Source organism: Mesorhizobium sp. B3-1-8 (assembly GCF_006439495.1).
Lineage (GTDB): Bacteria > Pseudomonadota > Alphaproteobacteria > Rhizobiales > Rhizobiaceae > Mesorhizobium.
In genome coordinates this window covers 1-26,527 of sequence record NZ_VFTK01000009.1, presented here as the reverse complement: position 1 = coordinate 26,527, position 26,527 = coordinate 1, and the positions used below count along the sequence as shown (strand labels likewise).

19 protein-coding genes and 3 pseudogenes are annotated in these 26,527 nt (G+C 62.0%); 10 read left to right on the top strand and 12 right to left on the bottom strand.

The annotated features are described in order from the left end of the window. Positions 1–83: 83 nt before the first annotated feature. Positions 84–1,168: pseudogene (gene dinB / locus FJ424_RS10470) on the top strand (DNA polymerase IV). Between the two features lie 151 nt (positions 1,169–1,319). Here the strand turns inward: dinB and FJ424_RS10465 are convergent. From FJ424_RS10465 to FJ424_RS10430, 8 genes are all read right to left on the bottom strand, one after another. Beyond that, on the bottom strand, positions 1,320–2,249 hold the full coding sequence (locus tag FJ424_RS10465; RefSeq protein WP_140655804.1) for a zincin-like metallopeptidase domain-containing protein: 930 nt from the start codon (positions 2,247–2,249) through the stop codon (positions 1,320–1,322). Between the two features lie 275 nt (positions 2,250–2,524). After that, positions 2,525–2,710 carry a hypothetical protein gene (locus FJ424_RS10460; protein ID WP_095769172.1) on the bottom strand — a complete coding sequence of 62 codons (186 nt, stop codon included), beginning with the start codon at positions 2,708–2,710 and terminating at the stop codon, positions 2,525–2,527. A 584-nt stretch (positions 2,711–3,294) separates the two neighbouring features. Beyond that, positions 3,295–3,882 carry a hypothetical protein gene (locus FJ424_RS10455; RefSeq protein WP_095769173.1) on the bottom strand — a complete coding sequence of 196 codons (588 nt, stop codon included), beginning with the start codon at positions 3,880–3,882 and terminating at the stop codon, positions 3,295–3,297. Positions 3,883–4,388: 506 nt separating this feature from the next. After that, positions 4,389–6,059, bottom strand: coding sequence for a ParB N-terminal domain-containing protein (locus FJ424_RS10450; protein ID WP_140655532.1), 1,671 nt, complete (start codon positions 6,057–6,059; stop codon positions 4,389–4,391). A gap of 295 nt (positions 6,060–6,354) precedes the next feature. Beyond that, complete coding sequence (locus FJ424_RS10445) at positions 6,355–11,484, bottom strand: DEAD/DEAH box helicase family protein (RefSeq protein WP_140655529.1); 5,130 nt, start codon at positions 11,482–11,484, stop codon at positions 6,355–6,357. 83 nt (positions 11,485–11,567) lie between these two features. Beyond that, on the bottom strand, positions 11,568–11,966 hold the full coding sequence (locus FJ424_RS10440) for a DUF3085 domain-containing protein (RefSeq protein WP_140655524.1): 399 nt from the start codon (positions 11,964–11,966) through the stop codon (positions 11,568–11,570). Positions 11,967–11,977: 11 nt separating this feature from the next. Continuing rightward, complete coding sequence (locus tag FJ424_RS10435) at positions 11,978–12,577, bottom strand: DUF1419 domain-containing protein (protein WP_140655521.1); 600 nt, start codon at positions 12,575–12,577, stop codon at positions 11,978–11,980. A gap of 44 nt (positions 12,578–12,621) precedes the next feature. Beyond that, positions 12,622–13,845 (bottom strand): DUF3991 and TOPRIM domain-containing protein, encoded by a 1,224-nt coding sequence (locus tag FJ424_RS10430; RefSeq protein ID WP_348640114.1) that lies wholly within the window; start codon positions 13,843–13,845, stop codon positions 12,622–12,624. Positions 13,846–14,499: 654 nt separating this feature from the next. Here FJ424_RS10430 and FJ424_RS10425 point away from each other — a divergent pair. Next, on the top strand, positions 14,500–14,709 hold the full coding sequence (locus FJ424_RS10425) for a cold-shock protein (protein ID WP_095769174.1): 210 nt from the start codon (positions 14,500–14,502) through the stop codon (positions 14,707–14,709). 165 nt (positions 14,710–14,874) lie between these two features. Further along, positions 14,875–15,150, top strand: a complete 276-nt coding sequence (locus tag FJ424_RS10420) for a hypothetical protein (RefSeq protein ID WP_140655798.1) — start codon at positions 14,875–14,877, stop codon at positions 15,148–15,150. A 136-nt stretch (positions 15,151–15,286) separates the two neighbouring features. Here the strand turns inward: FJ424_RS10420 and FJ424_RS33985 are convergent, their stop codons facing one another. After that, complete coding sequence (locus FJ424_RS33985; RefSeq protein WP_246677202.1) at positions 15,287–15,646, bottom strand: hypothetical protein; 360 nt, start codon at positions 15,644–15,646, stop codon at positions 15,287–15,289. 694 nt (positions 15,647–16,340) lie between these two features. Here FJ424_RS33985 and FJ424_RS10405 point away from each other — a divergent pair. The 3 genes from FJ424_RS10405 (at position 16,341) to FJ424_RS10395 (ending at position 18,697) form a co-directional block, all read left to right on the top strand. Next, the gene (locus FJ424_RS10405) at positions 16,341–16,562 is read left to right on the top strand and encodes a hypothetical protein (protein ID WP_140655792.1); all 222 of its coding nucleotides are present in this window, start codon (positions 16,341–16,343) and stop codon (positions 16,560–16,562) included. A 590-nt stretch (positions 16,563–17,152) separates the two neighbouring features. Further along, positions 17,153–17,401 (top strand): hypothetical protein, encoded by a 249-nt coding sequence (locus tag FJ424_RS33980; RefSeq protein ID WP_140655517.1) that lies wholly within the window; start codon positions 17,153–17,155, stop codon positions 17,399–17,401. Between the two features lie 12 nt (positions 17,402–17,413). Next, complete coding sequence (locus tag FJ424_RS10395; protein WP_246677201.1) at positions 17,414–18,697, top strand: tyrosine-type recombinase/integrase; 1,284 nt, start codon at positions 17,414–17,416, stop codon at positions 18,695–18,697. A gap of 722 nt (positions 18,698–19,419) precedes the next feature. Here FJ424_RS10395 and FJ424_RS10385 read toward each other — a convergent pair. Beyond that, positions 19,420–20,373 (bottom strand): LysR family transcriptional regulator, encoded by a 954-nt coding sequence (locus FJ424_RS10385; protein ID WP_140786353.1) that lies wholly within the window; start codon positions 20,371–20,373, stop codon positions 19,420–19,422. A 220-nt stretch (positions 20,374–20,593) separates the two neighbouring features. Between FJ424_RS10385 and FJ424_RS10380 the strand changes: the two genes are divergently transcribed. Further along, positions 20,594–20,914, top strand: coding sequence for a YdhR family protein (locus tag FJ424_RS10380; RefSeq protein ID WP_246677200.1), 321 nt, complete (start codon positions 20,594–20,596; stop codon positions 20,912–20,914). Positions 20,915–21,224: 310 nt separating this feature from the next. Here FJ424_RS10380 and FJ424_RS10375 read toward each other — a convergent pair whose 3' ends face one another. After that, positions 21,225–22,496, bottom strand: a complete 1,272-nt coding sequence (locus tag FJ424_RS10375) for a diguanylate cyclase (RefSeq protein ID WP_140659986.1) — start codon at positions 22,494–22,496, stop codon at positions 21,225–21,227. Between FJ424_RS10375 and FJ424_RS10370 the strand changes: the two are divergent. From FJ424_RS10370 to FJ424_RS10360, 3 genes and pseudogenes are all read left to right on the top strand, one after another. Then, positions 22,495–23,402 (top strand): annotated as a pseudogene (locus FJ424_RS10370) (tyrosine-type recombinase/integrase). The gene FJ424_RS10375 and the pseudogene FJ424_RS10370 sit on opposite strands and share 2 nt — an antisense overlap. A 2-nt stretch (positions 23,403–23,404) precedes the next feature. Continuing rightward, positions 23,405–23,605: pseudogene (locus FJ424_RS10365) on the top strand (transposase zinc-binding domain-containing protein); the annotation flags it as partial. A 410-nt stretch (positions 23,606–24,015) separates the two neighbouring features. Further along, positions 24,016–24,480 (top strand): hypothetical protein, encoded by a 465-nt coding sequence (locus tag FJ424_RS10360; protein WP_140659985.1) that lies wholly within the window; start codon positions 24,016–24,018, stop codon positions 24,478–24,480. A gap of 471 nt (positions 24,481–24,951) precedes the next feature. Here FJ424_RS10360 and FJ424_RS10355 read toward each other — a convergent pair whose 3' ends face one another. Continuing rightward, positions 24,952–25,563: a hypothetical protein gene (locus tag FJ424_RS10355; protein ID WP_140645661.1), complete on the bottom strand. Its 612-nt coding sequence runs from the start codon at positions 25,561–25,563 to the stop codon at positions 24,952–24,954. Positions 25,564–26,527 lie beyond the last annotated feature (964 nt).

Genomic DNA, 26,527 nt, shown 5'->3' with positions numbered 1-26,527 from the left:
GCTGCGCGCAGGCTGAGTTTGCAATCTGAGTTGTAGATCCGGTAGCACGAAGCACATGTCCTGACGAAACGCACTGCAGGCATATGGCCCCTGACCGCAGCGCCGACCAGCGTAAGATCATCCATGTCGACATGGATGCGTTCTACGCGTCGGTCGAACAGCGCGACAATCCGGACCTGCGCGGCAGGCCGCTTGCCGTTGGCGGGGCCGCCGCGCGCGGCGTGGTGGCTGCCGCAAGCTACGAGGCTCGCGCCTTCGGCGTTCGCTCCGCGATGCCGTCCGTCACGGCAAAGCGCAAATGCCCCGAGCTGGTCTTCGTGCCGCCCCGCTTCGACGTCTACCGGTCCGTCTCGGCCCAGATCCGCGAGGTGTTCGCCGAACACACCGATCTCATCGAACCGCTCTCGCTCGACGAGGCCTATCTCGACGTGACGCAGAACAGGCTCAACATTTCGTCTGCCACGATGATCGCCGAGATGATCAGGGCGAAGATCGTGCTTGTGACCGGTCTCACCGCTTCCGCCGGCATCTCATACAACAAATTCCTTGCCAAGATGGCGTCCGACCAGAACAAGCCAAACGGCCAGTTCGTCATCACGCCCCGCCATGGCCCGGCCTTCGTGGAGACGTTGCCAGTCAAGAAATTCATGGCGTGGGGCCCTCGACGGCCGCCAAGATGGAGGCGCTGGGCATTAAGACCGGCGCCGATCTCAAGGACCGCTCGCTTGCCTTCCTGCAGCAGCATTTCGGCAAGTCAGGGCTCTGGTACTATCAGATCGCGCGCGCCATCGACGAACGCGCGGTCGAGCCGGATCGGCCGCGCAAATCGATCGGCGCCGAGGATACCTTCGCAGCCGACATCTTGGAGCTCGCTGCAGCAATCGCCGAACTCAAGCAGCTGACAGCCAAGGTCTGGGGATACTGTGAAGGCAAGGGCATCCGGGCCCGGACGATCACACTGAAGGTCAAATTTGCCGATTTCCAGCAGATCACGCGCAGTCGCACCGTGTCGGTGCCAATCGAGTTCTCTGACTTCGAACCTCTCGCAGCCGATCTCCTGAGGTCGGTGTTTCCGGTACAGAAGGGAATCCGGCTGTTGGGCATCACGCTTTCGTCGCTAAGCGATGTGTGGCCGCCGGAACAACGGCAACTTCGGTTCGAACTTTAGGATGTCGCGCAAATCTGTCCCGGCTCTGCGGATCAACCCGCGTGGGGATCGATTTCGCGAGTTATCTGGAAGGTTTCGACGTCATGCTTGTCGGGGGGCTTGGCCGTGCGAAGCAAAGGGGAAGGCACATGGCCACGTCCTCCGAAGGACATCAGGCGGCCTCGCCTTCTTCTGCGGCCTCCGGCTGAAGGCCATGCAGGAAAGCCACGGCGCGCTGCGCATGGGCCGCGGCCGAGAAGATTGCGCGCTTGTCGTCGGCGAGGACTTTCAACCACGAGCCGAGATAACTCGCATGGTCCGGCCGGGGCTCGAGTTCGGGCGCGATACCAAGATCGGCGCAGAGGAAGCAGCTTCCGAGCTCGGCAATCAGTTCCTCGCGCGCTCGCTCGCTGCGATCCTTCGCGTAGCGGCTAAGGTCGCGGTTAACGCGATGCGGCGCCGACGTCCAATGGGTGACCTCGTGACTGAGCGTGGCAACGTATGACGCGGCGTCCCGGAACGTCTGGAATGGCGGCATCTGGATGTGGTCCGTCACCGGGGCAAAGTAGGCGCGATCCCCGCCGTGCCGGATTACCGCCCCAGTATTGGCAAAGAACCGGTCGGCATGCTCGATCCGGGCGATCGGATCGCGCACCGGCTCCGCCTGCCGTCGATAAAACTGGTCCGGCAGGCCATCGATTTGCGCAATGTTGAAAACGGAATACGCCTTGAGGAACGGGATCTCGCGGTCGATTTCCTCGCCCTGAGTGTCCGTCTCCGTCCTGGTGAAACGGCTGGCGAAGACCACCACAGAGCCCGTCTCGCCCTTGCGAACCCCGCCGCCAAGTTCCAGCGCCTGCTTGAATGTCATCCACATCGGGCTGGAAAAGCCGCGGGCGACAGCCTCCGACCAAAGCAGCAGCACATTCATGCCGTTATAGGGCAGACCATTATGCCTGAGCGGCCGGGTGACGCGGCCGGAGGCATTGCTCGATTGCCACGGCTGCATCCAAGGACGGATGCCCTTCTCCAGCTCGGCTACGATGCGGTCGGTGATGCGCGCATAGATATCGATGCGATCTGCATTTTCTTTCCTGGTCATTTCATGAACCTCCAGTTGGAGGCCGCGCCGATCGCGGCCCCGTGACGGGGTCCGCTTAGGCGGAGCAGGAATGCCGGCCGCGCACCCGACCGGGGACCCGTCGTGCTTGCACGATGGGATGGTCATGGGCCGCAGCGACAGCGGAGGACGGCGAAGCCGTTGCGCTGACTGCCTGGCTCCGCCAGGACCTCGGGCCAGAACGGGGCGCGAGCGGACGTCAGAAAACAGAAAGGCGGCGCTGGGCGCCGCCTGAATGCCGTGGAGATAAGGCCGGTTCAATGAACCGACCGGCCCCCGCTATAGGGATCGTATTCGAAGAGGATTTCGACATCGGCGTTGTCGAGCTCAGAGGCGGGCATGACGCCAAATTCGTTGTCGACCTGGAAGAGGATAACCGGGACCATGAGAGTGCGGGCGAGGGACCAGGCGGCCTTTTGGGCGAGTATGAGATCGTGGGACATCTAAGGGCTCCATCTTGGAGCGGGCCAATTCCCGCTCGATGGCTCCGTCAATGTGCGGAGGCGGGCGCGATCACCCGAAGGCGTCAGCCGAGCGGCCGCAGCGTGCTAGCGGACCCCTTGCGGGTTGATCGGGGAAGATCCGCAGCCGCACCAAGAAAGCCATCACGAGAGAGCGGGGATTGAGCCGTGAAGGAGCCCAGGGTGCCGATCGGGCCGAGGCTGGCGAAAGGAGCAGGCATCGGCGGCCCTCCCCTCAGCGGTCGCGCGCCGGAAGCGACATGCAAACCCCGGTGCAAAGTCGCGCACATGAAATCGCTAGAGCGAGAGATTGTCGTTGTCGAGTTGGTTGCCACGGGCGGAAAGTTGGGAGACGATGCAGCCGTAATGCCCGAGCGCACCGGATGGCAGCAGGTCGTCTCTCCTCGTGCGCCAGGAGCGGCACTCGCGACGTTCACTTGGCGATGATCGAAAGCGGCATGTTCGGCCCATGAAAATCGGCTAGGCCCTTCGCAGTTGATGCGACGGACGGATGAGCCGGACGTGCTCATGGAAGGAGGGCGGGACCGGAGCCCCGCCCTCGACGTTCACCCGAGAGCTGCCATCTGCAGTTCGGCCGCCTTGCGGTCGACGGATTGGCCGGGGTTTTCGACTGGACGCTCGAAGGGCTTCCAGACCTCTCCTACAACCTGCTCGTAGGCGGCGATCGCCCCCTCCGCGGCCATGCGCAGCGCATGGGCCTGTAGTGCCATATCGGCGGCGAACTCACGCTTGCGCTGGGCAGCGCTGTCGAAGCCGACCGGTCCACCGACGTCTTCGTTCCGATCGTCGCAGGCCGACTTGGCCGTCGCGTCCCGTGCTTCGGAGACCGCCCGGCTGTAGAACTGGCCGGCCCCGTAGGCGGAGCCGACAAAGGCACCGACGACGCGTTGCAGGTGTATCTGCATGGCGCGTTCGCCCAGCCCCTCGTCGAGCGCCGCGGCCGTGTCCACGATGAGCTTTTCGTGCAAGTCGCGAATGCCGTCGCTGTCGAGCACCGGGAGGCCAAAACTCTCCGAGACGAGCGAGCACTGTGCGGCGTCGGGGCACACGAGGCGGACCATTTGGAAGGTAGTGCCCTTGCGCAACGGAGCGACGCGGGCGGTTGCGCGGGAATTGGCGGCTTTCTTGGTCATTGGCATGTCCTTTCTTCTGGTTCTCGAGGCCAGGACCGGCTCCGTGCCGGCCCTTTCTCGGGCGCGGACCAAAAGAACCGGCGGAAAGACGGGCGCTTCAGGGTCCGGGCGGACCGAGACGAGCATGGAAGGTCTGCGGCCAAGCAGGGCTTTCTTCAGCCCTCGCGCGGGACGCGGGCCCGCCATGTCGAGACCGGACCGATCCGGCCGCCCCGCGGCGCGGAACGCGGCCTTGAAGCGGACGGCCGCCGGTTCAGGACCGCATGAAGCCCGAGTGAGGACCGGCACGGGCCTCGACTTCGACATTGGAACCGAAGGACAGGTGATCATGGCCACCTGCCGATTCATCGACCGGAGGTGGCTCGACATGTACACCACGGTCACCCCATGACGGCCTTGGGCCTACGCCGGAGGTACCGTTATCGGCAGCGCTCGCTGTCGCGGCCGTACACCTGCTGCCGCCAGGCGAACCTGGCGGCGGCAGAGCGATCAAAAGGAGGCGAGGTCTATTCGGCGGCCTCGCGGTAGCCTTCCTCGAGCCCGCCTTTCTCGGAAGGATGGTCCTCTCCACTCAGGCCGTCGACCTCAGGCCCAACGTCGTCATCGGCCTCGGGGACGGTGCTCTTGGACAGCCACTCCGTCAGGCTTGCCGCATCGGGAGCGAACAGCGCAGCCGGGTGGACGAAGTGCCCTTCCTTGAAGTGCTCGACGAGCGCGGCCCGCGTGTCCTTTACGCGGGCCCGCGGCAGAACCGGCGTGTCGGCGCACGAGCCCTCGATCGCTGGACGCGACAGACAGGAAAGGAAGTCCTCGGTGCCCATATTGGCGAGGAAGCTGTCTGCCCCGATCGCGCCGCCTGCGACGAGCGCCACCACGCCCGACTTGCTCATGCCCTCGCGGCAGGAGAGCGCATCGATGAGGACACCCCGGGCTGCGATGCGCAAAGTCTCGGCGTTGAAGGCGAACTTGCCCTCGGCATCGAAGAGGGTGGCGGCGTGCCGAGGCATGCGGCGAGCGACCCCATGATCGCCGCCGGCACCGGAATCGACGCGCACGTTCTGGCCAGCGAAGGCGAGAACGAGCAACGCCAACAGCGTGTCGTCCTCGATCGGCGCCCGCGACAGCGCCTCATGGAGAGCATCGGTGCGCAGGTCGCCGATCATCTCGATACCCTTACGGGTCACATCGGGACGCGACTTCGGCATGACGACCGCCTCGGCGGCTTCCGTCGCGTTGGCCTTCTTCTTGGCCTCGGGCAGACGGAAGTGGACCGTCTTCACCTTCCCCTCGCGATCGAGATACATCGCGGCGTGATCCGACTTCTTCGGCGTGCCATAGACGCGTTCCGCCTTTGGCGGGAGCTTCACCTCGCCATAGGCGTTCGGTTCGGTGATGACGCCCTTCTTGGGCAGGTTCTGCGTCATCCACTCCTGCTGGGCACCGAGGAAAGCGTCGACCTCGGTGGTGTACCGGCTGTCCTGGTCGGCCGGTGCGAACAGATCCTCCACCCAGGCGATGCCGTAGGCCTCGCGCAGCTCGTCGCCAAAGCTTGCGTCGCGCGCGTACATGCGTCGCTTGGTGAGACCGTTGGCGATGCTCCACCACGACACCTGCGGATCGCCCCTGTTGGGCTTCTTGGCCTTCCAGACCTCCTTCTGCTCCTCGAGCGAAGCGGCCGCGATAGTGCGGAGCTGCTGCTCGTTCGGCATATCGCCCTTGGCCATTGCGTCGAGCATCGCCGGCAGCACATTGGCGAGCAGGCGCAGCTTCTTGATCTGGCGCACCGACTGCGCAAGGGCGATCGCAATGGACTCTTCGGTCCAGTTCAGCGCGACGAGACGCTCGATGGCACGCCACAGATCGACCGGGTTGAGCTGCTCGTGCGTGATCGAGGTGGCCAGCGAGCGCATCGCACCGCCATCCTCGGCTCGAGGCACGACCAGAACGGCGATCTCTTCGAGACCTGCAGCGACCGCCTGCTTCGCGCGCCGATGACCCTGATCGATGACGAAGCCATTGCCGCCATCGCCTTTAGCGAAGACGATCGGCGGCTCGACGACGCCGATCGCCTTGATCGTCGCCTGCAGCAGGGCGTCGGCCTGCGGGCTGGACTTGGAGCGGCGCGCCTTGTCAGGATTTTCCTTGAGCGAGCGCGGATCGACAAACTTCAGTTCCATGGGAATGCTCCTTGAAGGGTTACGGACAGGCCCGTCGCCGGTCCTTTCTCGTCTTCTTTCCGAAGACATCCCCCGGCCCGCGGAGCGGGCGGGACGGGGCAATTGCGCCGGAGCATCCCTGCCCGGCTGGCCAAGCGGGGCTTCTTCAGCCCTGCGCAGGATGACGGGCCGGGATTGCGACCGGCGCGATTGAGCGTCAGCGTCGGCGGACCACCCGATCCGCGAGCGGTCTTCCTTGCTTTCTCGCTTCCCAGCTCGTTCGGGAAGGCCCTCCACCGAGCCGGCGAAGGCGGCTCTAAACGTGGGGGCAGGTTACGCCGCCTGTACCCCATGCGGGGCGTACGCCGTCGATGTCCTGAGACAACGATCTTTCGATTTCGGAGAGCTGGCGGCGCTTGTCGGCCAACTCGCCCGAGAAGGCGAAGGTGCTGCCCTCGCGAGAGCGATAGGACGCGAGCCGCCGCTCGGCCTCCGCAAGCCGGTGGCATGCGCGCTCCTGTTCCTCCTCGAGATTGCCAAGGATATATTCGAGCTTTGCGATCGCGCCGAGCGGCGTGGTGGTGACAGGCAACCCGACTTCCGTCGCCGCGCCGGTGCGCAGCAACATGGCGACGTAGCGATAGCTGTCCTGGCCAAAGCGCTCGCCGCGATATTCGAGTTCGAACCCGCCGATCGCGGCGATGGTGCGGGTACCGGCATGCTGGAGCTGCACCAAGGTCAGGATACCGGTCATCAGGGCGCGGCCGGCGAGCTTGCGCTCGACGTATGTCGCGTTGCCCACGCTCATGCGGAACGCCGCGCCCGTCGTCAGAACCAGCCGCGCGAGGTCCTGGCCGATCTCCCCGATGCGACGTGTCGAGTGTTCGATGTCGCGCTCGGCGTCGCGAATCTGTCGGCGAATGGCGAACTGATCGTCCTGATGCGCGGACCGGAGCCGCTCGAGCCGGGCGATGTCGGCCTCGAGGCCGGCCTTCTGCATCAGGCGCGGGTCGCCCGAGGCAATCGCCTTGGCCATGGCGAACTGGTTGGCCTGCCCTTCGCCGAGGTCTTCGAGCCGGCGCACCGAGGTATCGCCCGAGAGTGCAGCGGCGATGAAGCGAGCCTTGCGCTCGTTGTTCTGCCACATCTGGGCGTCCATCGAGCCCTCGGTGGCATAGGCGAAGATGTCGACGATGTCGTGCTGATTGCCCTGCCGCAAGATGCGTCCCTCACGCTGCTCGATCTGCGAGGGTAGCCATGGCACGTCGAGATGATGCAGCGCCTTGAGCCGGAGCTGGGCATTGACGCCGGTGCCCATCGTGTCAGACGAGCCGATGAGAAAGCGGACTTTGCCCGCGCGGACGTCGCCGAACAGCCGCTGCTTGGCCTCCGACTTCTTGAAATCCTGCATGAAGGCGATTTCGGCCGCCGGCACGCCCATGCGCACCAGCTCGTCGCGGATCCAACGATAGGCCGAGAAGCCCCGGGTCCGCTCAACATTGAGCGTGCCGAGATCGGAAAAGATCATCTGCGCGGCGCCAGTCAGTTCGAACGGCTTGCCGTCCGGCCGGACATAGGCTGCGTCTGCGGTGTCCCGCCAGATGCGGTAGGCATTGGCGACCAAGTCGTTGAGCTTGTTATCCGGCTCATTGTCACTGTCTGGATCGACGAGGCGTAGGTCGATCGCGGCATGGCGACCATCGGTAATGACCGAGAGCAGGATATCGTCGCCGGGCTTGGGTGGCGCTTCTCGCTGTTCGATCGCCTTGATACGGGCGTCGAGGAGAGCCTGGTAGCGCTTGAATGCGATAGATGGTTTGGAGGTCCTGATCCTCCGCGTGCCGGTCGAGAGCGCTGGCACCTTGACATAGTCGCGCAGATCCTCGGGCGTGACCACATCCGCGAAGCTGCGGAACATGGCGATCAGCTCAGGGACATTGACGAAGGTGGCGAAGCGGGTGACCGGCTTGTATTTGCCGTTGGGCTGCAGCTCGAGCTCCGTAGTGACGTCGCCGAAGGTCGAAGCCCAGGCATCGAACTCGTGGAGGCCGCGCTCCGACAAAGCGGCGTAGCCGAGGTAGCGCTGCACCGAGAACATCTCGCCCAGCGTATTGGTGATCGGTGTGCCGGAGGCGAGGACGAGCGCCCGGCCCGGGTTCCTGGTCTCGATGAAGCGGGATTTTACATAAAGGTCCCAGGCACGCTGCGAGCCGTTTGGATCGATCCCCTTCAAGCTTGACATGTTCGTCGCGAAGCTGAGCTTCCTGAACTCCTGTGCCTCGTCGACGATGATCTGGTCGACGCCGATCTCGGCGATGGTGAGCAGGTCGTCCTTGCGGGTGGCGAGCGATTCCAGACGTTCCTTGAGGCCGTCCTTCAGCCGCTCTAGCCGCTTGCGCGACACGCGATCGCCCTTTTCGACCTTGGTGAGCAGGACCTCATAGAGCGCGAGCTCGTCCTGAATCATCTGCTGTTCGAACGAGGGCGCAACGCCGATGAAGCGGAAGGCCGAATGCGTGATGATGATGGCGTCCCAGTTCGCCATGGCTGCGCGGCTGAGGAAGCGGCGCCGCTTGTCCTTGGTGAAATTGGTCTCGTCGGCGACGAGGATGCGGGCCGTCGGATAGAGCGCCAGGAACTCGCGCGCGGCCTGCGCCAGGCAATGTCCTGGGACGACCATCATGGCCTTGGCGATAAGTCCGAGCCGCTTCTGCTCCATGACGGCGGCAGCCATGGTCATGGTCTTGCCGGCGCCGACGGCGTGCGCGAGATAGGTCGAACCGGCCGATATGATGCGCCAGATGCCGCGCTTCTGGTGTCCATAAAGAGCAACGGCGCCTGAGGCGCCCGCAAGTTGCAGATGGTCTCCGTTGAACCTTCGCGGGGCGATGTTGTTGAACCGGTCATTATAGACCCGCGCCAGCCGGTCGGCGCGGTCGGGATCGGACCAGATCCAGGTTTGGAAGGCCGTTTTGATCTTGGTGAGCTTCTCCTTGGCCGCCTCGCTGTCGACGACATTGAGCACGCGCCGTTCGCTGTCGCCGTCCTTCACGGTGTCGAAAATCTGCGGCATGCGGCTGTTGAGCGCGTCGCAGACGAGCTCACCGGCATGCCGGCGCTCGGTGCCCCATTCGGAGGTGCCGGACGCCATGTAGCCGAGCTGGCGTGCGTCGACGGTCCACGACGCCAGTTCCGGCATATGATGGATGCGGATCTCGGCGCCCATCGTCTTCCTGACGAAGGCGACCACATCGGCGGCCGGAATCCAGGGTGCGCCGAGACGCGCGGTAATGTCGGATGGGCCGACATCGGCGGGCTGGACAGCGACCAGGGCGCTAACGTTGCGCTCGAAGGCGGGATCGAGAGCCGCGGCGGCTTCAGCGGCCTTGAGCTTGCCGCGGACCTGGCCGGAGAGATAGTCGTCGGCGGTCCGCCAGGCGCCGCTCTCCGGATCGCGGTAGATGGCGTCGCCCAGATCGGCGATGACCATGTCGGGATCGACATGCAACAGCTCGGCGATGTGATCGATATCGACATGACCGCGCTCGTTCAGCACGACCGCAAGAGCGTCTGCTGGCGAATTGATGATCGGGGCCGCGGGCGGTGCGATCACCCGCTCGGTGAAGATCGGACCGGGCCGCGCCGTGTCCGTCTCGAGCTCGTAGTCCTCAATCGAGGCCACGAGCCAGCAATCGGGATCGTCAAGGAACGGGGCGAGGTTCGGGCGGCGATGCGTCTCGCGCACCTCGCCGGTCTCCGGGTCCTCGCTAGTCGAGACGACCGTTGTGTTGATCGGGCCGAAGGCACGGACGAAATTGGACCAGGCGATGCGCAGCTTCACCTGCGCCGGTCTCCACGGCCGGTCGAGCTCCTGTGCCTTGAGGACCTCGCGCACCGCGTCGCGGATCGGGATCAGCTTTCGGACGATGTGGGCGTGCTTGGCGGGCACGCCGTGGGCGGCTCGGCCCTTGCGCACGGTGATGGTTACGGGCGCGCCGTCGACCATCTGAGTTAGCGCGGTGTCGGGCGCGATGAAGTAGCTGCCCTCGCGCATGCCGCCGCGGTCGGCTCCGATGTCATCCCGCGCATCGCTGACGCAGGCGGCATCGGGATCGATTTTCTCAGGCTCGCCGTCATAGATAGCTTCCGGGAGAAGGGAGACCGCATCCGACAGCGCCTGTGCAAGATCGCCCCCCGGATGCGGAAGGCAGGTATACGTCTCGCCGAATGGTCCCGACGTCGCTGCGTGAGTGCCGAGCACGAAATCCGGTTGCCGGGCGAACCAGCGGTTGATGCGGATCGCGCCATCGTCGCCATCGGCAGGTCGGACCTCGTCGGTATCGAGCCACGACAGATCGCCTTCGGCCTCGCCGTGCCCTCGCTTGCGGAAGAAGAGGACGTCCACCACGACATCGGTGCCGGCGTCGGCCCGGAAGCTGCCCTCGGGCAGGCGGATGGCGGCGACGAGATCGGCGGTCCTGCCGATGTGCTCGCGTGCCGAACAATCCGTCTTGTCCATGGTGCCCGAGCTGGTGACGAACGCCGCGAGACCGCCGGGCTTCAACAGGTTGATCGAGCGGGCGATGCAGTAATCATGCAGGCGCAGCCCCATCGAACGATAGGCGCGATCCGAGCGGACGATACGGTCCGAGAAGGGTGGGTTGCCGATGGCAAGATCGAAGTCAGCCGGCAAGTCGGTGCGGGCGAAGTCGGCGTTGAGAATGCGTGCCCGTGGCTGAAGTAGCCTGGCAATTAGCGCGGTCACCGGATCGAGTTCGACGCCGGTGACGTATACCTGGTCGCGCAGCTTTGCCGGCACCAGGGCCACAAACAATCCCGTGCCGATACCGGGCTCAAGCACCCTGCCCCCACGCCAGCCGAGACGCATGAGGCCTGCCCACATCGCGCGGACGATGAACTCTGGCGTGAAGTGCGCATACTGCGTGCAGCGCGCGAGCGAGGCGTACTCGGTGCTCGACACCATCTCCTCGAGCTCGGCGCCCATCGCGTCCCAGCCGGCGCGGAAAGCATCGTCGCCCGGACGGCGAAACACGGAATTGGCGAGCTCGGAAGCGCCGAAGCCGGTGAAGCGGATCAGCCGCGCCTGTTCCTCGCGGGTCGCCGGCCGATTGGCCCTCCCGATTTCGGCGGCGAGCCGTATCGCATCGAGATTATCGCGGGCTCGCTGCTTCCAGCCACGGCCAAGACTGCGATCGGTCTCGAGGACGAAGTCGTTGCCATCCAACCCGGCCTCGGCCGCGCGGCGCGGCGAGTGGACTGGCGGGGATGCCGGCTGTGACTCCGGCACGGCGCGCGTCGCAGTCTCTTTAGCCTCGGGCTCGCCAGCGCCGAAGTCGTGGCCGAAGGCGGTGACCCCGAAACCGAGGCCGGACGGGAGCGTGGCGGTGTTGAACAGGTGGGGCGTGAATGGATCGTCGTTGGGCATCTGGAGAAATCCTCGTCGTGAAGGCGCGCGCGAGCCCCCGGCCGAGCGGGTCGGCCAGGCGATCGACGTCGCGGGTTGGGAAGTCAGCGGGTGATCAGCGAGAGCGCGATTTCGGTCTCGGTGAGTTCGACGTTGAGGTGAGTAGCCCGCAGGTTGCGGTCGAACAGCGGAAGCAGACGCTCGGCCTCGATGAGCTCGATGCCGTCATCGGCACCGAAGTGGCGGCGCTTGTAGTCCCACCAGTCAATGTCGCCCCTGGGGTGGCATTGCTCGGCATAGATGACGAGCGCGCGTGCCCCTTCGGCGAGCCTGCCGTTGGACATGATATAGACGCCCTCGTCGCCGACCAGCCACAGGCCCGGCCTCTCGCCCTCGCCGGGGCGGGTGCCATAGTAGGGATCGCGGAAGCCGCCATTGGCCGCCGAATCCTCGATTCCGCGCTCTATGATCTTGCGCACCGCTACGATCGGGAAGGTAAACATCGCCGCTCCCCTCACGCCGCTGCGCGGACGGGAAGGTGCCTGAGATGCACCGGGAGCTTGGCCGCGATCTCGTCATCGGTCAGGTCATCGAGCAACTTCTGCTCGGGCTTCCCAAGGCCATAGACGAGGATGGTGCGTTTGCCGTGATGCTCGGCTCCGAAGCGCTCCCCGGCGTAGCCGCGGTACTCGTCATGGGTCGCGCTCCAGACATGCTCGAGGCGCTCCGCACGCGTCATCGCCTTCACTGGCCAGGATTGGCGTTCGACGATGGCGTCGCGCATCTCGACCGGCGAGCGGGGCCGCGCGAGGTCGCAATAGGCAGGGAAGTAGCGCGTCTTGCCGTTGATGCGCAGTGTGTAGAAGACGCTGGTCAGGCTCTCGGTGAGGAACTCGCGCAGGGCGAACATCTCGCCGCGCATCCAGAGCGGCGGCAGCAGGTCGAGCATGTAATCGTGCTCGGCTCGCGCGATCTCGAACCACTCGCCGGCGAACAGGCCGCTGTCGTCATTCTCCCACCGATTGGGCCGCTGGGCGTGGCGATCGAAGAGGCGGAACATCTGCCGGCGATCGGCGACGCCGAAGTAGATCTTGCGGATGGCGGATTGGGTCATGGGGAGGCTCCTGGCCTTGTACGGGCCGGAGCGCGGTTCATCCCCTATGGATCACCATCTTCTTCGGCCCTTCTGGACCCCTCCCCCGCGGCCGCCTCTCCGCCCGGGCGGGTCAAGGGCCGGCGCGAGCCGGGCGAAGCTTCACCCTTGAGGCGACCGGCGGACATGCGGCAGCTCCCTCCTTCCGCCTCTCCTGCTTCCGCTTTCATTCTCAGATCGGCGTTCCAGTCGTCCGCCACAGGTCGAAGGCGATCGCCGTCGCAGCCAGCTTCCTCCCCCAGGCCGAGCAGGCGGTCGGCATAGATGTCGCCCTGTTTGTTGTTGTCGGTAGCCGCGACGAGCTCGACACCCGGCTTGGCGGCAAGCGCGCGGAGCGCCGCATCGGCTGCCGGCGACCAGCCGCCACCGGTGCTGAGATAGAACGTGTCGGCGCGAAAGCCCTCAAGCGCGGCAAGGCTCATGGCGTCGATCGCGGCTTCGGTCACGCAAAGGCGCAGCGCATCAGGACTGCCCAGCCGGAACAGCACCTTGGCGCCGCCGGTGGCAAAGCCGCGCCAGTCAGGTCCGCGTTCTTCCCAGCCGGTAACGGTGCCGTTGGCGTCGATATGGGCAGCCCACATCGAGCCGTGCGGGCCTTCGCGCAGGGCGCCGGCGCTGATTGCGGCGCGGACGATGCGGTCGGGAAGATGACGGGCCTCGGTGAGATAGCGCCAGGTCGCCGATCCGCGCCAGGGCCTGCGCCGTGCGCGCCAGCGCTCCGGTATCGACAGGTCAGGCTCCCGCTCGCGGCACACCCGCTGCCAGACCGACTCGGACGGCACGAACCCGACGAGGCTGGCGACCTCGTTCATGGCTTCGACGAAGGGCACCTTCTCAAGATGTTCGACCAGCCGAAAGACATCGCCTTTGCCGTCGCCGAGCGGGTCGAACCAACCCTTGCCGTCATGGATTACGATGATGATCGACGCCTCACGGCGATATTTCATCGCCCTGCGCGTGCTCTCCTTAGTGTCGAGGGCGAACCCCGCGCGCTCCAGCACCGCAGCGCAGGGCACCTTGTCCTTCAGCCCTTCAAGTTCTGCTTTTTCCATTTCCGCCCGCGCACCTTTGCAGCGCCTCCCTTCTGTTCGGTTCTCGCCCAAACATTTGGGCAGGAACAGGAGGCCGCGAAGAGCAAGGCGGGCAAGGGCGCGGCATGCAACGAGATGATAGCGGCGGGTTGCGCCGCGGCGCAGCTTCCCTTGCCGGACTTGGCGCGCAAGCGGCACGGTGCGCCGCCGTCAGTCTCGGTGACGCTTCCTCCTCCGCGGCCACTGCATCGACCGCGTCGATGTCCATTTCCCCAAACGGAGCGATTCGGGCAACCTCGCAATGACGGGCAGCGTGGCATTGCGCGCGAACGCCTGTCCGAAACTCGTAGCATTCTTCGGACTTCCACACCGAGATACGTCGCGCCGTCCATGAGAGAGTCTATCTCAAGGGACGGTCAGGCTCCTGTTCGGCCGCAGCTGAGCGCGGTTCGCTTCGATGAGTACGCCTGAAATGATTGGCGATTCACCTGATCTCAGTCAGGCCGCGGCAGTTTGGTTCGTTACCACAGCTTGCCGGAGATCAGCCTGACGAACGTTCCCCGGCCAAGCCACATCGCAGATGGCGCCTTGGCAGTGAAAGTACGACAAAAGACGCTAAATCCGAAGCTCGTATCGCCTGTACATCAATAAGTTGCAATCGACGACCAAAAAAACCAAAAGTTGACATAGCTAGCAAGGCAGCATAGGAACTGGTCGTCGATATTGCTGGCTGAGCTTTGGTTATCGCGCGCTTGGCAACGCGCCCTGAACGAACTTTCTTTCAAAATCGTCATCTTCAAATGCAGCGCGTTCGCGTTGCCTTGGCTCAATATTGCTATGAAAGGGTTCATCATGACCACTGGCACAGTTAAATGGTTCAATTCCACCAAAGGATTCGGCTTCATCCAGCCTGACAACGGCGGCGCCGACGCGTTCGTTCATATCTCTGCCGTCGAGCGTGCCGGTATGCGTGAGATCGTTGAGGGCCAGAAGATTGGCTACGAACTTGAGCGGGACAGCAAGTCAGGCAAGATGTCGGCCGGTAAGCTGCAGGCCGTTTGATCGGGTCAGCTTTCCTTTGACCACGGATGTACTGGCACTGTGAAAGCACGAGACCTAATGGGGTCAGGCAAATCTGCCTGACCTTTTTTAATTTCGGCGGAATGTGCGCTTCGAATAAATCGATATTGGGGGCGGGCCGAAGCCAAGATGATCGAGGAAATCTCGATGACAAACAAAATGAACGAGCTTCAGACAATTAATACCGCGTGGCAAATCGCAATCCAGGAAATTCTGCGGTTAGTCATGCGGGACATCTATAAAACAGGCGACGAGGCTTTATTCTTGTCCCATATTAAGCGCCTCGAAGAGTCTGCGATAGACAGCATCTCCACGGACCTTAGGCTCCGAGGGAACGACGAATGGACCGAGGTTCTCGTCAAAGAGAAGGCAAGCAATTTCGTCACTAGCCTTCTAACGTCCTTCACCTTTGATCGCATCTGAACCAAACGGTGTTCGGGCTCGGACTCCGGGCGATTACGCGAGCGGAATACGATGATCGCGATATCACGTGGAGGATTTTTCGGGGAAAATCGTCCGTTCCTAAATGCCCCAGCGGTCAATCCCGCCGGGGCAGCGCCTACTGTTCCTTCACCTCCCCAAGGCGGCCTTCAAGTTCTTTCATAAAATGGGCTTCGTTGAGCAGGACTTCCCAATCGGTGCCAAAACGTCCGACCAGATCGTGGGCTTGCTCCTCGGAGATGTTTGCTTCTCGGGACAACCGGCCGGCCAACAGATCAAAGGCGGCGATCTCTGCCTCGAGCAGGCTGGCATCGCGGTGCTGCATCGCCGCCGCAATCACTTCAAAGACGCTGCCGACTTCCTCATAGATCTCGCTTACCGCGATGCCCTCGCGGTCTGCAGCTTCCATCGCTTGGTCGGCTAGATCGTTTATCGCGGCCGGGTCGTCGGTCACCGCATCCGGCAGATGCTCTGTCATCCATTTGTCCAGGAAGTTTGCGCCGCGTGTACTCATTTTGCCATAAGCAGCCGGCGCATATTAGGTTCCGCTTATCTTGACGCGGCAGCGAGTCGCGTTTCAGACTCAAAACCGTGGCGAAGGGCAGCGGCAACATCGGCGACGCGGTCTTGGCGAATGGCTTGGGCCGCCCCCCTTAAGCTTCTATTTCCTTTCGATCGATAGGTTCGGCGTGGAACATTTGCGGGTCATCCGGTCCATGTCGGTGCATGCCTTCCCAATTAGTCGAGAGCTTCCCGCCATTCGAATCGTGGCGAACGCAATTGCTCGCCTTCCGAGTGACGAGGCGGCTACGCTCTAGCGGGAAACTGCTACGCATCTGCTTTCGGTCGCGACCGAACGGGGCCAAGACGCCAACGATGCGCGCGCTGAGGTCCGTCGCTTCTTCGACGCCGTTCAGGCGGCGTTGCTCTGCAGCGTACCCGCCTAGCCGCTGCCTCTCCGGCCCGACCCGCGACCGGACAATAAGCCTGCCTTCCCCGATCGCACCAAGGGCCGAACTACAGCCGCGCGCCATTCACCATTCATTCATAATATTAGCAGATTCTTACGAGCGGGCATGCTGATGCTCCCCAACTGCAACACCAGACTGTCGGCAGGCTGCGGATTCGCGTGGCGGCGAAACAGACACGGGCGGGGAAGGAGGACTGACCAAATGTCGAATAGAGAAATCGGAACATCCCGTTTGCTCGGGATGCGTGTCGCCGATCTGAGAACCAGGATGCGGGACGCCAGCATCACCGAACATGAGATTAAGACCTTCCAGAAGGTCGCGGCCATTATCGGGCGCGGCGAAGGCTCTTTACGTATCGACGCGGACGATTTGATCGCCGCGTCCTTTCTTACCGAGACGATGGGCGAACCGACGCTGAACTGACAGCTTCAGGTATCCATGGTTTAGAAGTGGAGGGCCCGCGCCATGGTAGGCCTTCGGTACGGGCGTTGCTGTCGGCGTAGGCTTCGCCATCGTCCACGCCTTCGCCGGATAGATCAGCGTGGGCGGTGGACCTGTTCTCGCCGCCCCTGAAAAGATCGTCTTCATTGTCCATGCCGTGTGCATGGATCTGTCCCGTAATGAGCGGATCGCCCTGGTGATGCGCAGCGGTTAATCCCCATGTCCGCATAAACCTCAACTGAGCGTCTGGAATTGAGGCGCAAAGCTGCCGTACGTGCCGTGGATAGCTTTCGGGTCAGACTCTCCCGTTCCCTACAGGTCTTAGCGGCACCGAGAGAGGCCCATCACGCCCGACACTGTAGAAAAATCGCATGGTCTCTGACCGGGGGAAAGGCGGTAGCGCTCTCCCGACTCGAACACCTGAACTCACACAACCATCCTATTTATACGCCGAGACCGCAATTTGCCGCAGTGCTTGATCGGCGCCCTTCCGGCGGCGGTTGATGCACTCTAGATCCTGATCTCTGAACAGAAGTCCGTGCACTAGGCGGACATATGCCGGCGGCGAGGTCATGAAAAGTGACTCCCTCTCCTACCCTCCTCGGGGTCTCTCACGTGAAGAGGCCGCTCGCTATGTCGGCGTAGGCGTAACCAAATTTGACCAAATGGTCGCCGACCGCCGCATGCCAAAGCCGAAGAAAATAGATAGTCGTGTAATCTGGGATCGCCTCAAACTGGAGGCCGCATTCGCCGATCTCCCCGGCGACGATGAAGAGAATATTGTCGACTTTCTCTTGCAAGGGAATCATCGTCGAGAATAGTCTAGGCCCCTGATGGAACAGCGCCTGAAAGATAAATATCCGGGCTTGTCTTCCTACAAGGATCGGCATGGAACGACGCGGTGGCGCTACCGCGCCAACGGACGTCTGGTGACGCTGCCCGCCCCGAACGATGTAGGTTTCAAGGAAGCCTATCAAGCCGCGGTCGAGGGCCGGAAGATCCACAAAGCGCTGGTTATAACCATGCCGGGTGCTGCCTTGCCGGGAACCTTCGGTGCGGCGGAGCAGAGATTGAAGGCATCGGTCAAGTGGCTCGCCCATGATGAGAGTACGAAATTCAAGAACAGCCGTCTTATCGAGGAATTTCTGGGCCTGCGGGTTGTCGATGACCATCCCCTTACATGGCGCGATGTGCCCGTTAAGAACCTGCGGCGAGTGCACGTCGAGGAGCTTCTGGGACGCTTCATCGCCACACCACACAAGGCTAAGCACCTGCTGGTCGCGATACGCAAACTCGTCAATGTCGCGATACGCCTGGATTGGATCGAAATCGATCCCACCGCAGCTGTGGAATGGCGTCCCGCCTACACAGGCTGGAAGGCTTGGCCAAGCGAAGCAATGCAGAAGTTTGAACAGCGCTGGCCGCTCGGGACGGCTGCGCGCACCTGCTATGGCCTCGCGCTTTGGCTGGGCAATCGTCGCGGCGATGTCGCCGATTTGCGATGGGACCAGAGGGTCACACGCAGGGTCATGATCGATGGCGAGGAACGTCAGTTCGACGGCTTCGACATCACCCAGGCCAAGAACAAGACCAGGACCGGAGGCAAGCGGCTTTTCGTTCCGATTACACCGATGCTTGCCGAAATCCTCGATGCCGCTGACAAGCGCGGCGAAACGGTCTTGGTCACGGCTTATGGCCAGCCCTTCTCCGCCAAATCCCTGACCGGCACCATGGCTCATTGGTGCAAGCTCGCCGGGCTTCCGAAAGGGCTGACGCTGCACGGACTGAGAAAGTCGCTTGGCGTTTATCTCGCCGAGGCAGAGGCCTCAACCAGACAGCTCATGGATGTGCTCGGTCACGACGACATCGATCATGCCGAACTCTATTCGCGCGAGGCATCGCAGATTCGGCTGGCGGTCCAGGGGATGGATCGAGTCGTGCGTCTTGTGACGCGCAAGCCCATGCTTGGCGAACCTTTTGGCGAACCTGTTGGCGAACTTGCCCGTAAGCCATTGATAAATAACGATAATGGTGGTGCTGGCAGTCACCAGCGAACCAGTCTCTGGTCGGTTTTCCCTGTTAGGCGCCCAAAAACAGCGAAATTTCGGTCGTTTTGAGTGCCTTGGCAAATTTTGGTCAGGAATCTCGCCGGAGATTCAACACTTTGAGGGAAATTTCCCTACGCAAGCTAACAGGGAACTGACCATTGCCTAACAGGGAAGTGCAAGGCAGATCACCCCGGCCATGGGCCACGGATACCTCACTGTTCATTGACTGCCCGAACTGGGGCTGGAAGTTGCGTGAGTTCGAAAGCCTGCCCGCCGGAGTCCAAGCCGGCCAAAGTCTTCATGGCGGTGCCCCCCACAGCATTAGGCTTCGGGAGACAGGGGGTAAGAAGCGAATTGTTCTGCAGTCCCGCGCGGACTCTATCGCGCTGCGCGACTTGCTGTCTGGCTAGAACCTGCATCCGACGCTCGATCGCTATCTCGCGACCCATAAACGATCCCGAGCACAAGCACAAAATATCCGACTTGCAGCAGCACCAACGTGAGAATGGCCCAGACGGCCGCGATCCATAGGGAGCCTGTCGCGCCATATGCCCGCGCCGCTAAGGCGCCCGACGTCACTATCATTCCCGTGAGAAACTGAGGAAAATACATGCCAACCCATTCCCTGCCGTCATCCCTCGCGGGCCGTATTTCATTATTTTAGCATGTACGCAAGTGCGTCGTATTGACGTGCCAACTGCCTCAGGAGCGCAGGAAGAACGGACATTCAAAAACCGCCGCCTAGGGCCAGAAGGCGACATGTTGCGCCGCAACGGCAACGGAGGCCAACTCTATTTCACACTGGCCGCAGCCTGTCGTCCGTGGCGTTTCGGCTGCGGCGACGACATCGTGCCGAGATTGTTCCGGCCGTCACGTCGCGGCTTCAAACCGTCGAACAGCTCCCGCTGGCTCACCATTTCCGCCAGCATGTGTTCGCGAAACAGTCGCACACGCTTGGTGCGTCGGAGATTGGGATGGTAGAGCAGCCAGACGCCGACATCATGATGCGGCTCCGGGGCGAGATAACGGAGCAGTCGGGCGTCATTGTCGCCCATGAAGCACGGTAGATAGGCGAGGCCCATTCCCTCGCGCAGCGCCGCGAGAGTCAACAAAGTATCGTCGACAAAAAAGCTGTAGTCGCGGTTGGGGCACGCGGCATTTGTCAACGACTGGTGGAAGGCGCAGCATTCCACGCCCAGCCATTTCGGCGTCGCGCCGGAGCGCAATGAGACTACATAGTTGCGCTCGCCATAGACGGCAGAGGCAACCTTGCCGAGCAACGTGCCGACCAGTGTCTCTTGCGGCGTGTTGGTCTGGCGGATCGCAACATCGGCCTGGCGCTCGGCCAGGCTGACATACTTGTTCGAGACCTGCACGTGCAGCTCGATTTCTGGATATTTTGCGCTGAAGCGCGCGAATATCGGCATCAGCACCGACGAGGCCATGTTGTTGATCGCAGCGACGCGGAGTACGCCTGTTGGACGATCTTCTTCGCCGCCGAGCGCGCCTTCGACCTCCAGCACCTCGACTTCCATTTTGACGGCAGCGAGCTTCAGCTCCTCGCCCGCGCTGGTGAGCTCGTAGCCCGACGCCTTGCGCTCGATCAGGCGCGTGCCGAGCTGCTGTTCCAGCGCCTTGATGCGGCGCGAGACCGTCGAATGCTGCACGTCGATCCGTTTTGCCGCGCCGCTGATCGATTTATTGCGCGCGACAGCGAGGAAGACCCTCAAATCATCCCACTGCATGGCGAGCCTCCGTCCTGTGCAAATTTGCACAAAGCGCGTCGAGTTTTCGCGAATTCAGCCCTGGCTTTGCTGCTGCTAGCGTAACCGTCCTCCGGCAGGCGATTATGGTACAAGAACAGGCAGCAGCCAAGTCTCTCTTACGTAGGCTATGCCGTGTCTGGGCGCCTTACGGTCAGGATGAATGCCAGGTCGCATAACCCGATCAGAGAGGAGAAACATCGTGCGCAATACTATCACCACAGTGGTGCAATTCCGCCTGCCACAGCCGATCAGCCTCGAGGAGGCGACGCGCCGTTTCGAGTCGAGTGCCCCGAGCTACCGCAATTTGCCGGGATTGATCCGGAAATATTACCTGCGGGCGGAGGATGGGCGCACGGCCGGCGGCGTCTATCTATGGGAATCGCGCGCCGCGGCCGAGGCGGCCTACAGCACGGAGTGGCGCGAGCACGTCGCAAAGCTCTTTGGCGGCGCGCCTGAGATCACCTGGTTCGACACGCCGGTGATCGTCGACAACGCAGCGCCGGCCAACAAGGCGGCCTAGCGGCCCAAGAAGTCTTCAGGATTGGCGCGGGCCGTGCCTTATCGGCGGCCCGGCCGCCCTGCCGCGCTCATAGCGCGGCAGGGCGTTCTTGTGGGTAGAGCACGAACCGTTCAGGCACACGCGCTTCCACTGTTCTGGTCCGAATCATGCAACTGATTTCGGAGTTTGTAATTCCGGTGATGAACGCAGCGCCTTTCAGCACTCGCTACCGCCGTTCCCCGCGATTCTCAGCGTCTTCAACCATTGTGACCTCCGTCAGGTCACCCCCGCCCCATGATAATCCAGCGGAACTACTTTCGCTCTATACAGCTCACCGGCGCCTCATCGCCACCGCCGCTTCTGGTTCATAGGCTTTCCAACTGCCTCGCCCTTTAGCCTTGGCCTGATACAATGCCCTGTCAGCATTCTTAAGCAACCCTTCTGGGTCCGCCTCGTCCTTTGGAAACACGGTATAGCCTATCGTACCTCCGGGAAGAAGCGTGACATCGTCGATCTTCAACGGTTGCACCAAGTTCTTCATGATCCGCGATACCAAGCTGACGTCTCCGGTTCCATCGGTGGGTCCGTACATCAACACTCCGAATTCGTCGCCGCCCAGCCGTGCTGCCATGTCACCTCGCCTGACTGCTTTCTCCAGACGCCGAGCGACCTCGACCAGAAGCGTGTCCCCCGCGGCGTGACCGAAGTTGTCATTAACCTCCTTAAACCTGTCGAGATCGAGAAGGACGACAACCAGCTCGCCGTCTTCAGATCGCGCCTTTGCAATTAGTCTTTCGAGTTCGCGGTTGAAAAAAGCGCGGTTTGGCAAGCCCGTTAGCGGGTCATGCAATGCCTGATGTTCCAGGTTCTTCTCGAAGCTTCGTCGCTCCGTTATGTCTGACATCATCTGCAGTGTGCAGCCGTTAGACAGGAGCTTTGTGCGCGACGAAAAAATTCTCCCGTCTCCAAGCTCGATTAGCCCTTCACCATCCTCGCGGAGTTGCGTCAGTTTCTCAGAGAGGTGGTCATCCATTGACTTGCCCGCACAGAGGGGCTCTTCCCCGAGCTTAACAGAAGCCCGGATGATATCGGCAAAATTCGCCCCCGGCACCCGCAGGTGCGCGGTGCGCGGGAACAGCTGCCGATAGCGGCGATTGCAGAAGAGAAGGAACCCGTTCGGATCATACATCGCGAGTCCGTCATTCATGTTCTCTAGCGCTTGATCCAAGTGGGTCTGAGTTTCCTCGAGTTTTATCTGTAGCGTTTTTTGGAGCGTCACGTCTCGGTTGTGGGTGATCAGCCCTACTATCTCGCCCACATGGTTCTTTACCGGTACCTTCAACGTAGAAAGCCAGCCCGGGGAGCCATCCGGACGAAGCCCCGGTTGCTTGATGGTTACGTGATTTCCGCCGCTGAGCACCGCCAACTCGTCCTCTCGAAAATGCTTCGCCAATTCCGGAGGGTAGAAATCAAAACCCGTCTTGCCGAGCGAGTGTGCGGTAGCCGGATTTGCGGCAATAAATCGACCGTCAGCATCTTTGATGTTCAAACAATCCGGCAGCGGCAGAGCATCGCGGGCTTCTTCAACAAGGAGCCTGACCATGTCCTATCCTGTTCTTGATGCACCGATCAGTCCACTTCGCCAGCGGCTGATCGACGACATGAACATGCGGCGTTTCTCCCGGGAGACGCAACGCAACTATCTGCGCGACATTGGACGCCTGGCGACATTTCTTGGGCGTTCACCGGACACGGCGACCGCCGTCGACCTGCGCCGGTTCCAGATCGAGCAGCAGGAGGATGGCGTCCCCGCGCCGACCATGAACAGCATCGTGTCGGCGCTGCGCTTCTTCTTCACGCATACGGTCGATCGTCCCGATCTGGCGCGCAAGCTCGTTCGTCTGGCGCACCCGCGCAAGCTGCCGGTGGTGCTGAGCCGCGACGAGGTTGCCCGGTTGCTCAACGTCACCACCTGCCTCGAGCACCAGGCGGCGCTCTCGGTCGCCTATGGCGCCGGCCTGCGTGTCGCGGAAGTGTCGATGCTGAAGGTCGCCGATGTCGACAGCGAACGCATGCTGCTGCGCGTCGAGCACGGCAAGGGCGGGCGGTATCGCAACGCCATGCTGTCGGAGGATCTGCTCACGCTTCTGCGTGAGTGGTGGAAGTTTGGGCGGCAGCAGGGCGTGACGCACCGCGACGGCTGGCTCTTCCCGGGGCAGCACGCGATGAAGCCGATCAGCACGCGTCAGCTCTATCGCATGATCGTCGAGGCAGCGCAGGCGGCCGACATCGCCAAGCGGGTCGGGCCGCACACGCTGCGTCACAGCTTCGCCACCCACCTGCTGGAGGACGGCACCACATCCGCATCATCCAGGTCCTGCTCGGGCACGCCAAGCTCAACAGCACCGCCTTCTATACCAAGGTTGCAACCCGCACGGTGCGCACCGTCACGAGCCCGCTCGACAGGCTTGGCCTCTTCAAGCCGGACGAGATCTCACCCGACGGCTGAGCGTGCGCGCCTCGATCGAGGTTGCCGACATCTTCCGCACTGCCGGGCCCGCCTACCGGGCCGCCCATGCAGGGCATCTGACACTGCAGCAGCTCAAGGTGATGTCGTCGATCGAGCACTGCCGCACCGCGGCCCTTTGCGGTCACGTCGACGCCTGCGAGGACTGCGGCCAGTGGCGCATCGCCTACAACTCCTGCCGCAACGAGTTGCAGCTTCATTACCTGCACGCCCATCAAATCGCCTCGCGCATCGAAAGAGATGCGGTCATAGGGGCTGGTCTGACCTGGCGGCACTACCAAAGCGTCATCAATGGGCCCGAGAAAGCGATCAATGAGGAACAGCTTCGCTGCGTGCCAAGGCAGTTAGATCTCACGCCTTACAAGGACCTGAAGGATTACCCACTGCTCCGACGGCTGGTCCAGGCATCGCAGTAGTCTTTGCGCGGGATGGTCCAAGGCACCGAGACAGCGGGAAATTGAAGCAGGCACACTGTCAAATTTCCTCGCCAATGGAACTTCCCGACGGACTGCTGGTTCGCCTGCATAGGGACGACCGAGGCCCATTCCGCCCTGTGCATTCTGCAGGCAGAGCGCCTCGCCAACAGGAGACGGCCATGAAACATCAGACACTTGAAGAACTGCATGAGGTCGCGGAAGTCGAGGTATCCTTTCCGACTATGGCGCGGCGTCAGCGTTTGGAACATTGGGCCATGCTGCTCGAGCGAAATCCCGAGCGGTGCCTCGCCGCCTTCCCCGGGACGGAATACATGACCCTGGACGTGCGTGACAAGGCGCGGTCCCTGGACTCCGCGCTCAGCATCGCTTTCGCCGATCCAATATTGCGCGCGCAAGGATTGAAGAACGATACCTATGGCGAATCGAAACGCTTCTTCGAGCTAACGGATTGGCAACTGCACGCGATTGTTTGCCACTGCCACGTCGGCGGGACCATGAAGGCCGGATGGGCTGCCGTTCAGGTCCGATCTGCCAGCGACAAAGAAGGCAAGCTTTTCAGCAGATTGCGTGAAGGGATTGCCCATTGGCCAGTATTTCGCATTTTAACTCATGCGAGGGAGTAAGAGACGCCTCAAGAAGCTGAAAAAGGCGGCGAGCGAAAGTCCAAGCACATGCATTTGGGCCTGAGATCGCAAACTGCGAGAATACGGGCGAGCGCCGCCCGTATTCCTTTTGCCTCGTCAGGCTAGTCGAAGATCACTCTCCTCGAAAGCAACCCCCTCAGATCCGCAGCATAGCGGTGATTACTATGTACCTCGTCAAATGCTGTTACAACCAAGGTCAACTCTTCCCCGGAAGGGATTTCGATCGTCTGAAAGAAGAACTAGCGACCCGCTTCGCAGGCGCCGGCGAGGGTCTTTGGAAGGACGGCGGAGAAACAGACCGGGATGATATCGTCGGCTCCGGGACCGTTTTCAGCCCGTCCGGTATTGGCCAAGCTTGGCGACAAGTAGACACTCTCCAACGGATGATCTCAATGACCTTGGAACAGCTGCGGTTTGGCTTTGCCGGCCGGGCGAGTGCATTGTTGCGCACTAACGCTTGCGTAAGAAAACCGGTACGACGTGGTGAAAAGCGATCCCCTCATCGCGGTGTTCACCCCCGGCAATCGCTGCAAACCATGCTGCCGCAGCGCCAAGCGCGGAGCCTGCAGCAGTCGCAAAGCTAAAAATGGCAGTTATGTGGGCTGAAAGGCGCACCGTGCTTTCGTTGAGTTGCGCGTCGGGGCGATTGACCACGGCGGCTGCGCCGTGCCCACCAATCATTGCCAAGAAAAACGCTGCTCCAAGTGTCGCTAGGGCCCAGACTGCGATGCCGTGTATGCCGTCGCGGAATTCGCTTTCACTTTGGTTGCTATCTTCCCAGCGCGTGCGCATCCGTCCAGCTACATAACCGCCGGCTGCGGAACTTGCTATAGCAACGATAACTACCCACAGCCCGGCCACCAGCACATTCCAGGAGGCGCCACCGTTGGGAAGAGTCGGAGAACCCAGCGCCAAACCAGCGCTCGACCCGAATTGCAGAAGAACCACCGAAATGGCGCAAGCGATGACACCCCCACCAAATATGCCTCCCCACTCAAGATAGGACGATGTAGCCACTTTTGGGGTTACTGCAGCGCTTTCCGTGGGGGCTATTTTGGCCATGATCTTACCGAAGTCCAAAAAATGATAGAATGAACAAAACGATCACGACGAGGCCAACAAGATAGATTATTCCGTTCACGGCATCCTCCTCCTGATTGCGGACCGAAACACAACGTGCCCGTGAGGTTTTGGTTGCAAAGGAGCCCGGCCCGGAATTGGACATTGACGATAAGGGGAAATTCCGCCTGAGATCCGCATCCCCAAACGATGTGCGCGTTTAAGCAGCGGCAAAGCTGATTCAATGCATCGGTTTCCCTGCTTCGACCGGAATGGGGCCGACAACTGACTGTCCGTTTGGGGAACGTGCTGAAGAGCGGACCGATGCGTCCAACGCAGTACGGTCCGCGTCGCGCCATAAGCAGCCATTTTGGGGTGCGTTTCGAAACGGCGGGAACTGCCAAGAACGAGCATGAGCACAAGGTGGTGTTCGGCTAAGTGTCAGGCCGGGACCGACCAATAGCAGCTCCGGGCGCCTTATCGGCGCCGGACTCCGCCGCGTCTGCCAAGTCCTGCAAGCACAGATCGTCTCGGGGACGCTGTTTTGCCATTGAACTCGCATCCGGATATTCAATGATCGGGGCATTCGCTCGGTGTTCGAAGGTTTATGTCCCGTACCGGCACTCCAGCGCGTCAGCAATCCGCTCGCAAAGCAGTTCACCTCTGATGATGCTGACATGAAGGCGAACACGTCTCCCTCCTACGTCGACTATGGTAACTACAGCTCCATACTCGGAATAATCGGTGAGTTCCAGAACATCCTCAACAACGAAGTCTTGCACTTCAGGCGGGTCATTCATTTTATCTTCTTTCAACTTATCAATAACGTCAGAGAGTAGTCTTCATTTAGGTTATCGAAACTTTCTCATATGGTGTACCCCAAATATTTGCCCTGCACGTGGGGGGGGGGGGGGGGGGGGGGGGGGGGGGGGGGGGGGGGGCGGGGGGGGGGGGGGGGGGGGGGGGG

Bases quoted from the DNA above. Each gene is read 5' to 3' on its own strand.
- FJ424_RS10465 (WP_140655804.1), bottom strand. From the start codon at position 2,249: ATGACCAGGAAAGAAAATGCAGATCGCATCGATATCTATGCGCGCATC.
- FJ424_RS10460 (WP_095769172.1), bottom strand. From the start codon at position 2,710: ATGTCCCACGATCTCATACTCGCCCAAAAGGCCGCCTGGTCCCTCGCC.
- FJ424_RS10455 (WP_095769173.1), bottom strand. From the start codon at position 3,882: ATGACCAAGAAAGCCGCCAATTCCCGCGCAACCGCCCGCGTCGCTCCG.
- FJ424_RS10450 (WP_140655532.1), bottom strand. From the start codon at position 6,059: ATGGAACTGAAGTTTGTCGATCCGCGCTCGCTCAAGGAAAATCCTGAC.
- FJ424_RS10445 (WP_140655529.1), bottom strand. From the start codon at position 11,484: ATGCCCAACGACGATCCATTCACGCCCCACCTGTTCAACACCGCCACG.
- FJ424_RS10440 (WP_140655524.1), bottom strand. From the start codon at position 11,966: ATGTTTACCTTCCCGATCGTAGCGGTGCGCAAGATCATAGAGCGCGGA.
- FJ424_RS10435 (WP_140655521.1), bottom strand. From the start codon at position 12,577: ATGACCCAATCCGCCATCCGCAAGATCTACTTCGGCGTCGCCGATCGC.
- FJ424_RS10425 (WP_095769174.1), top strand. From the start codon at position 14,500: ATGACCACTGGCACAGTTAAATGGTTCAATTCCACCAAAGGATTCGGC.
- FJ424_RS10420 (WP_140655798.1), top strand. From the start codon at position 14,875: ATGACAAACAAAATGAACGAGCTTCAGACAATTAATACCGCGTGGCAA.
- FJ424_RS33985 (WP_246677202.1), bottom strand. From the start codon at position 15,646: ATGACAGAGCATCTGCCGGATGCGGTGACCGACGACCCGGCCGCGATA.
- FJ424_RS10405 (WP_140655792.1), top strand. From the start codon at position 16,341: ATGTCGAATAGAGAAATCGGAACATCCCGTTTGCTCGGGATGCGTGTC.
- FJ424_RS33980 (WP_140655517.1), top strand. From the start codon at position 17,153: ATGAAAAGTGACTCCCTCTCCTACCCTCCTCGGGGTCTCTCACGTGAA.
- FJ424_RS10395 (WP_246677201.1), top strand. From the start codon at position 17,414: ATGGAACAGCGCCTGAAAGATAAATATCCGGGCTTGTCTTCCTACAAG.
- FJ424_RS10385 (WP_140786353.1), bottom strand. From the start codon at position 20,373: ATGCAGTGGGATGATTTGAGGGTCTTCCTCGCTGTCGCGCGCAATAAA.
- FJ424_RS10375 (WP_140659986.1), bottom strand. From the start codon at position 22,496: ATGGTCAGGCTCCTTGTTGAAGAAGCCCGCGATGCTCTGCCGCTGCCG.
- FJ424_RS10360 (WP_140659985.1), top strand. From the start codon at position 24,016: ATGAAACATCAGACACTTGAAGAACTGCATGAGGTCGCGGAAGTCGAG.
- FJ424_RS10355 (WP_140645661.1), bottom strand. From the start codon at position 25,563: ATGGCCAAAATAGCCCCCACGGAAAGCGCTGCAGTAACCCCAAAAGTG.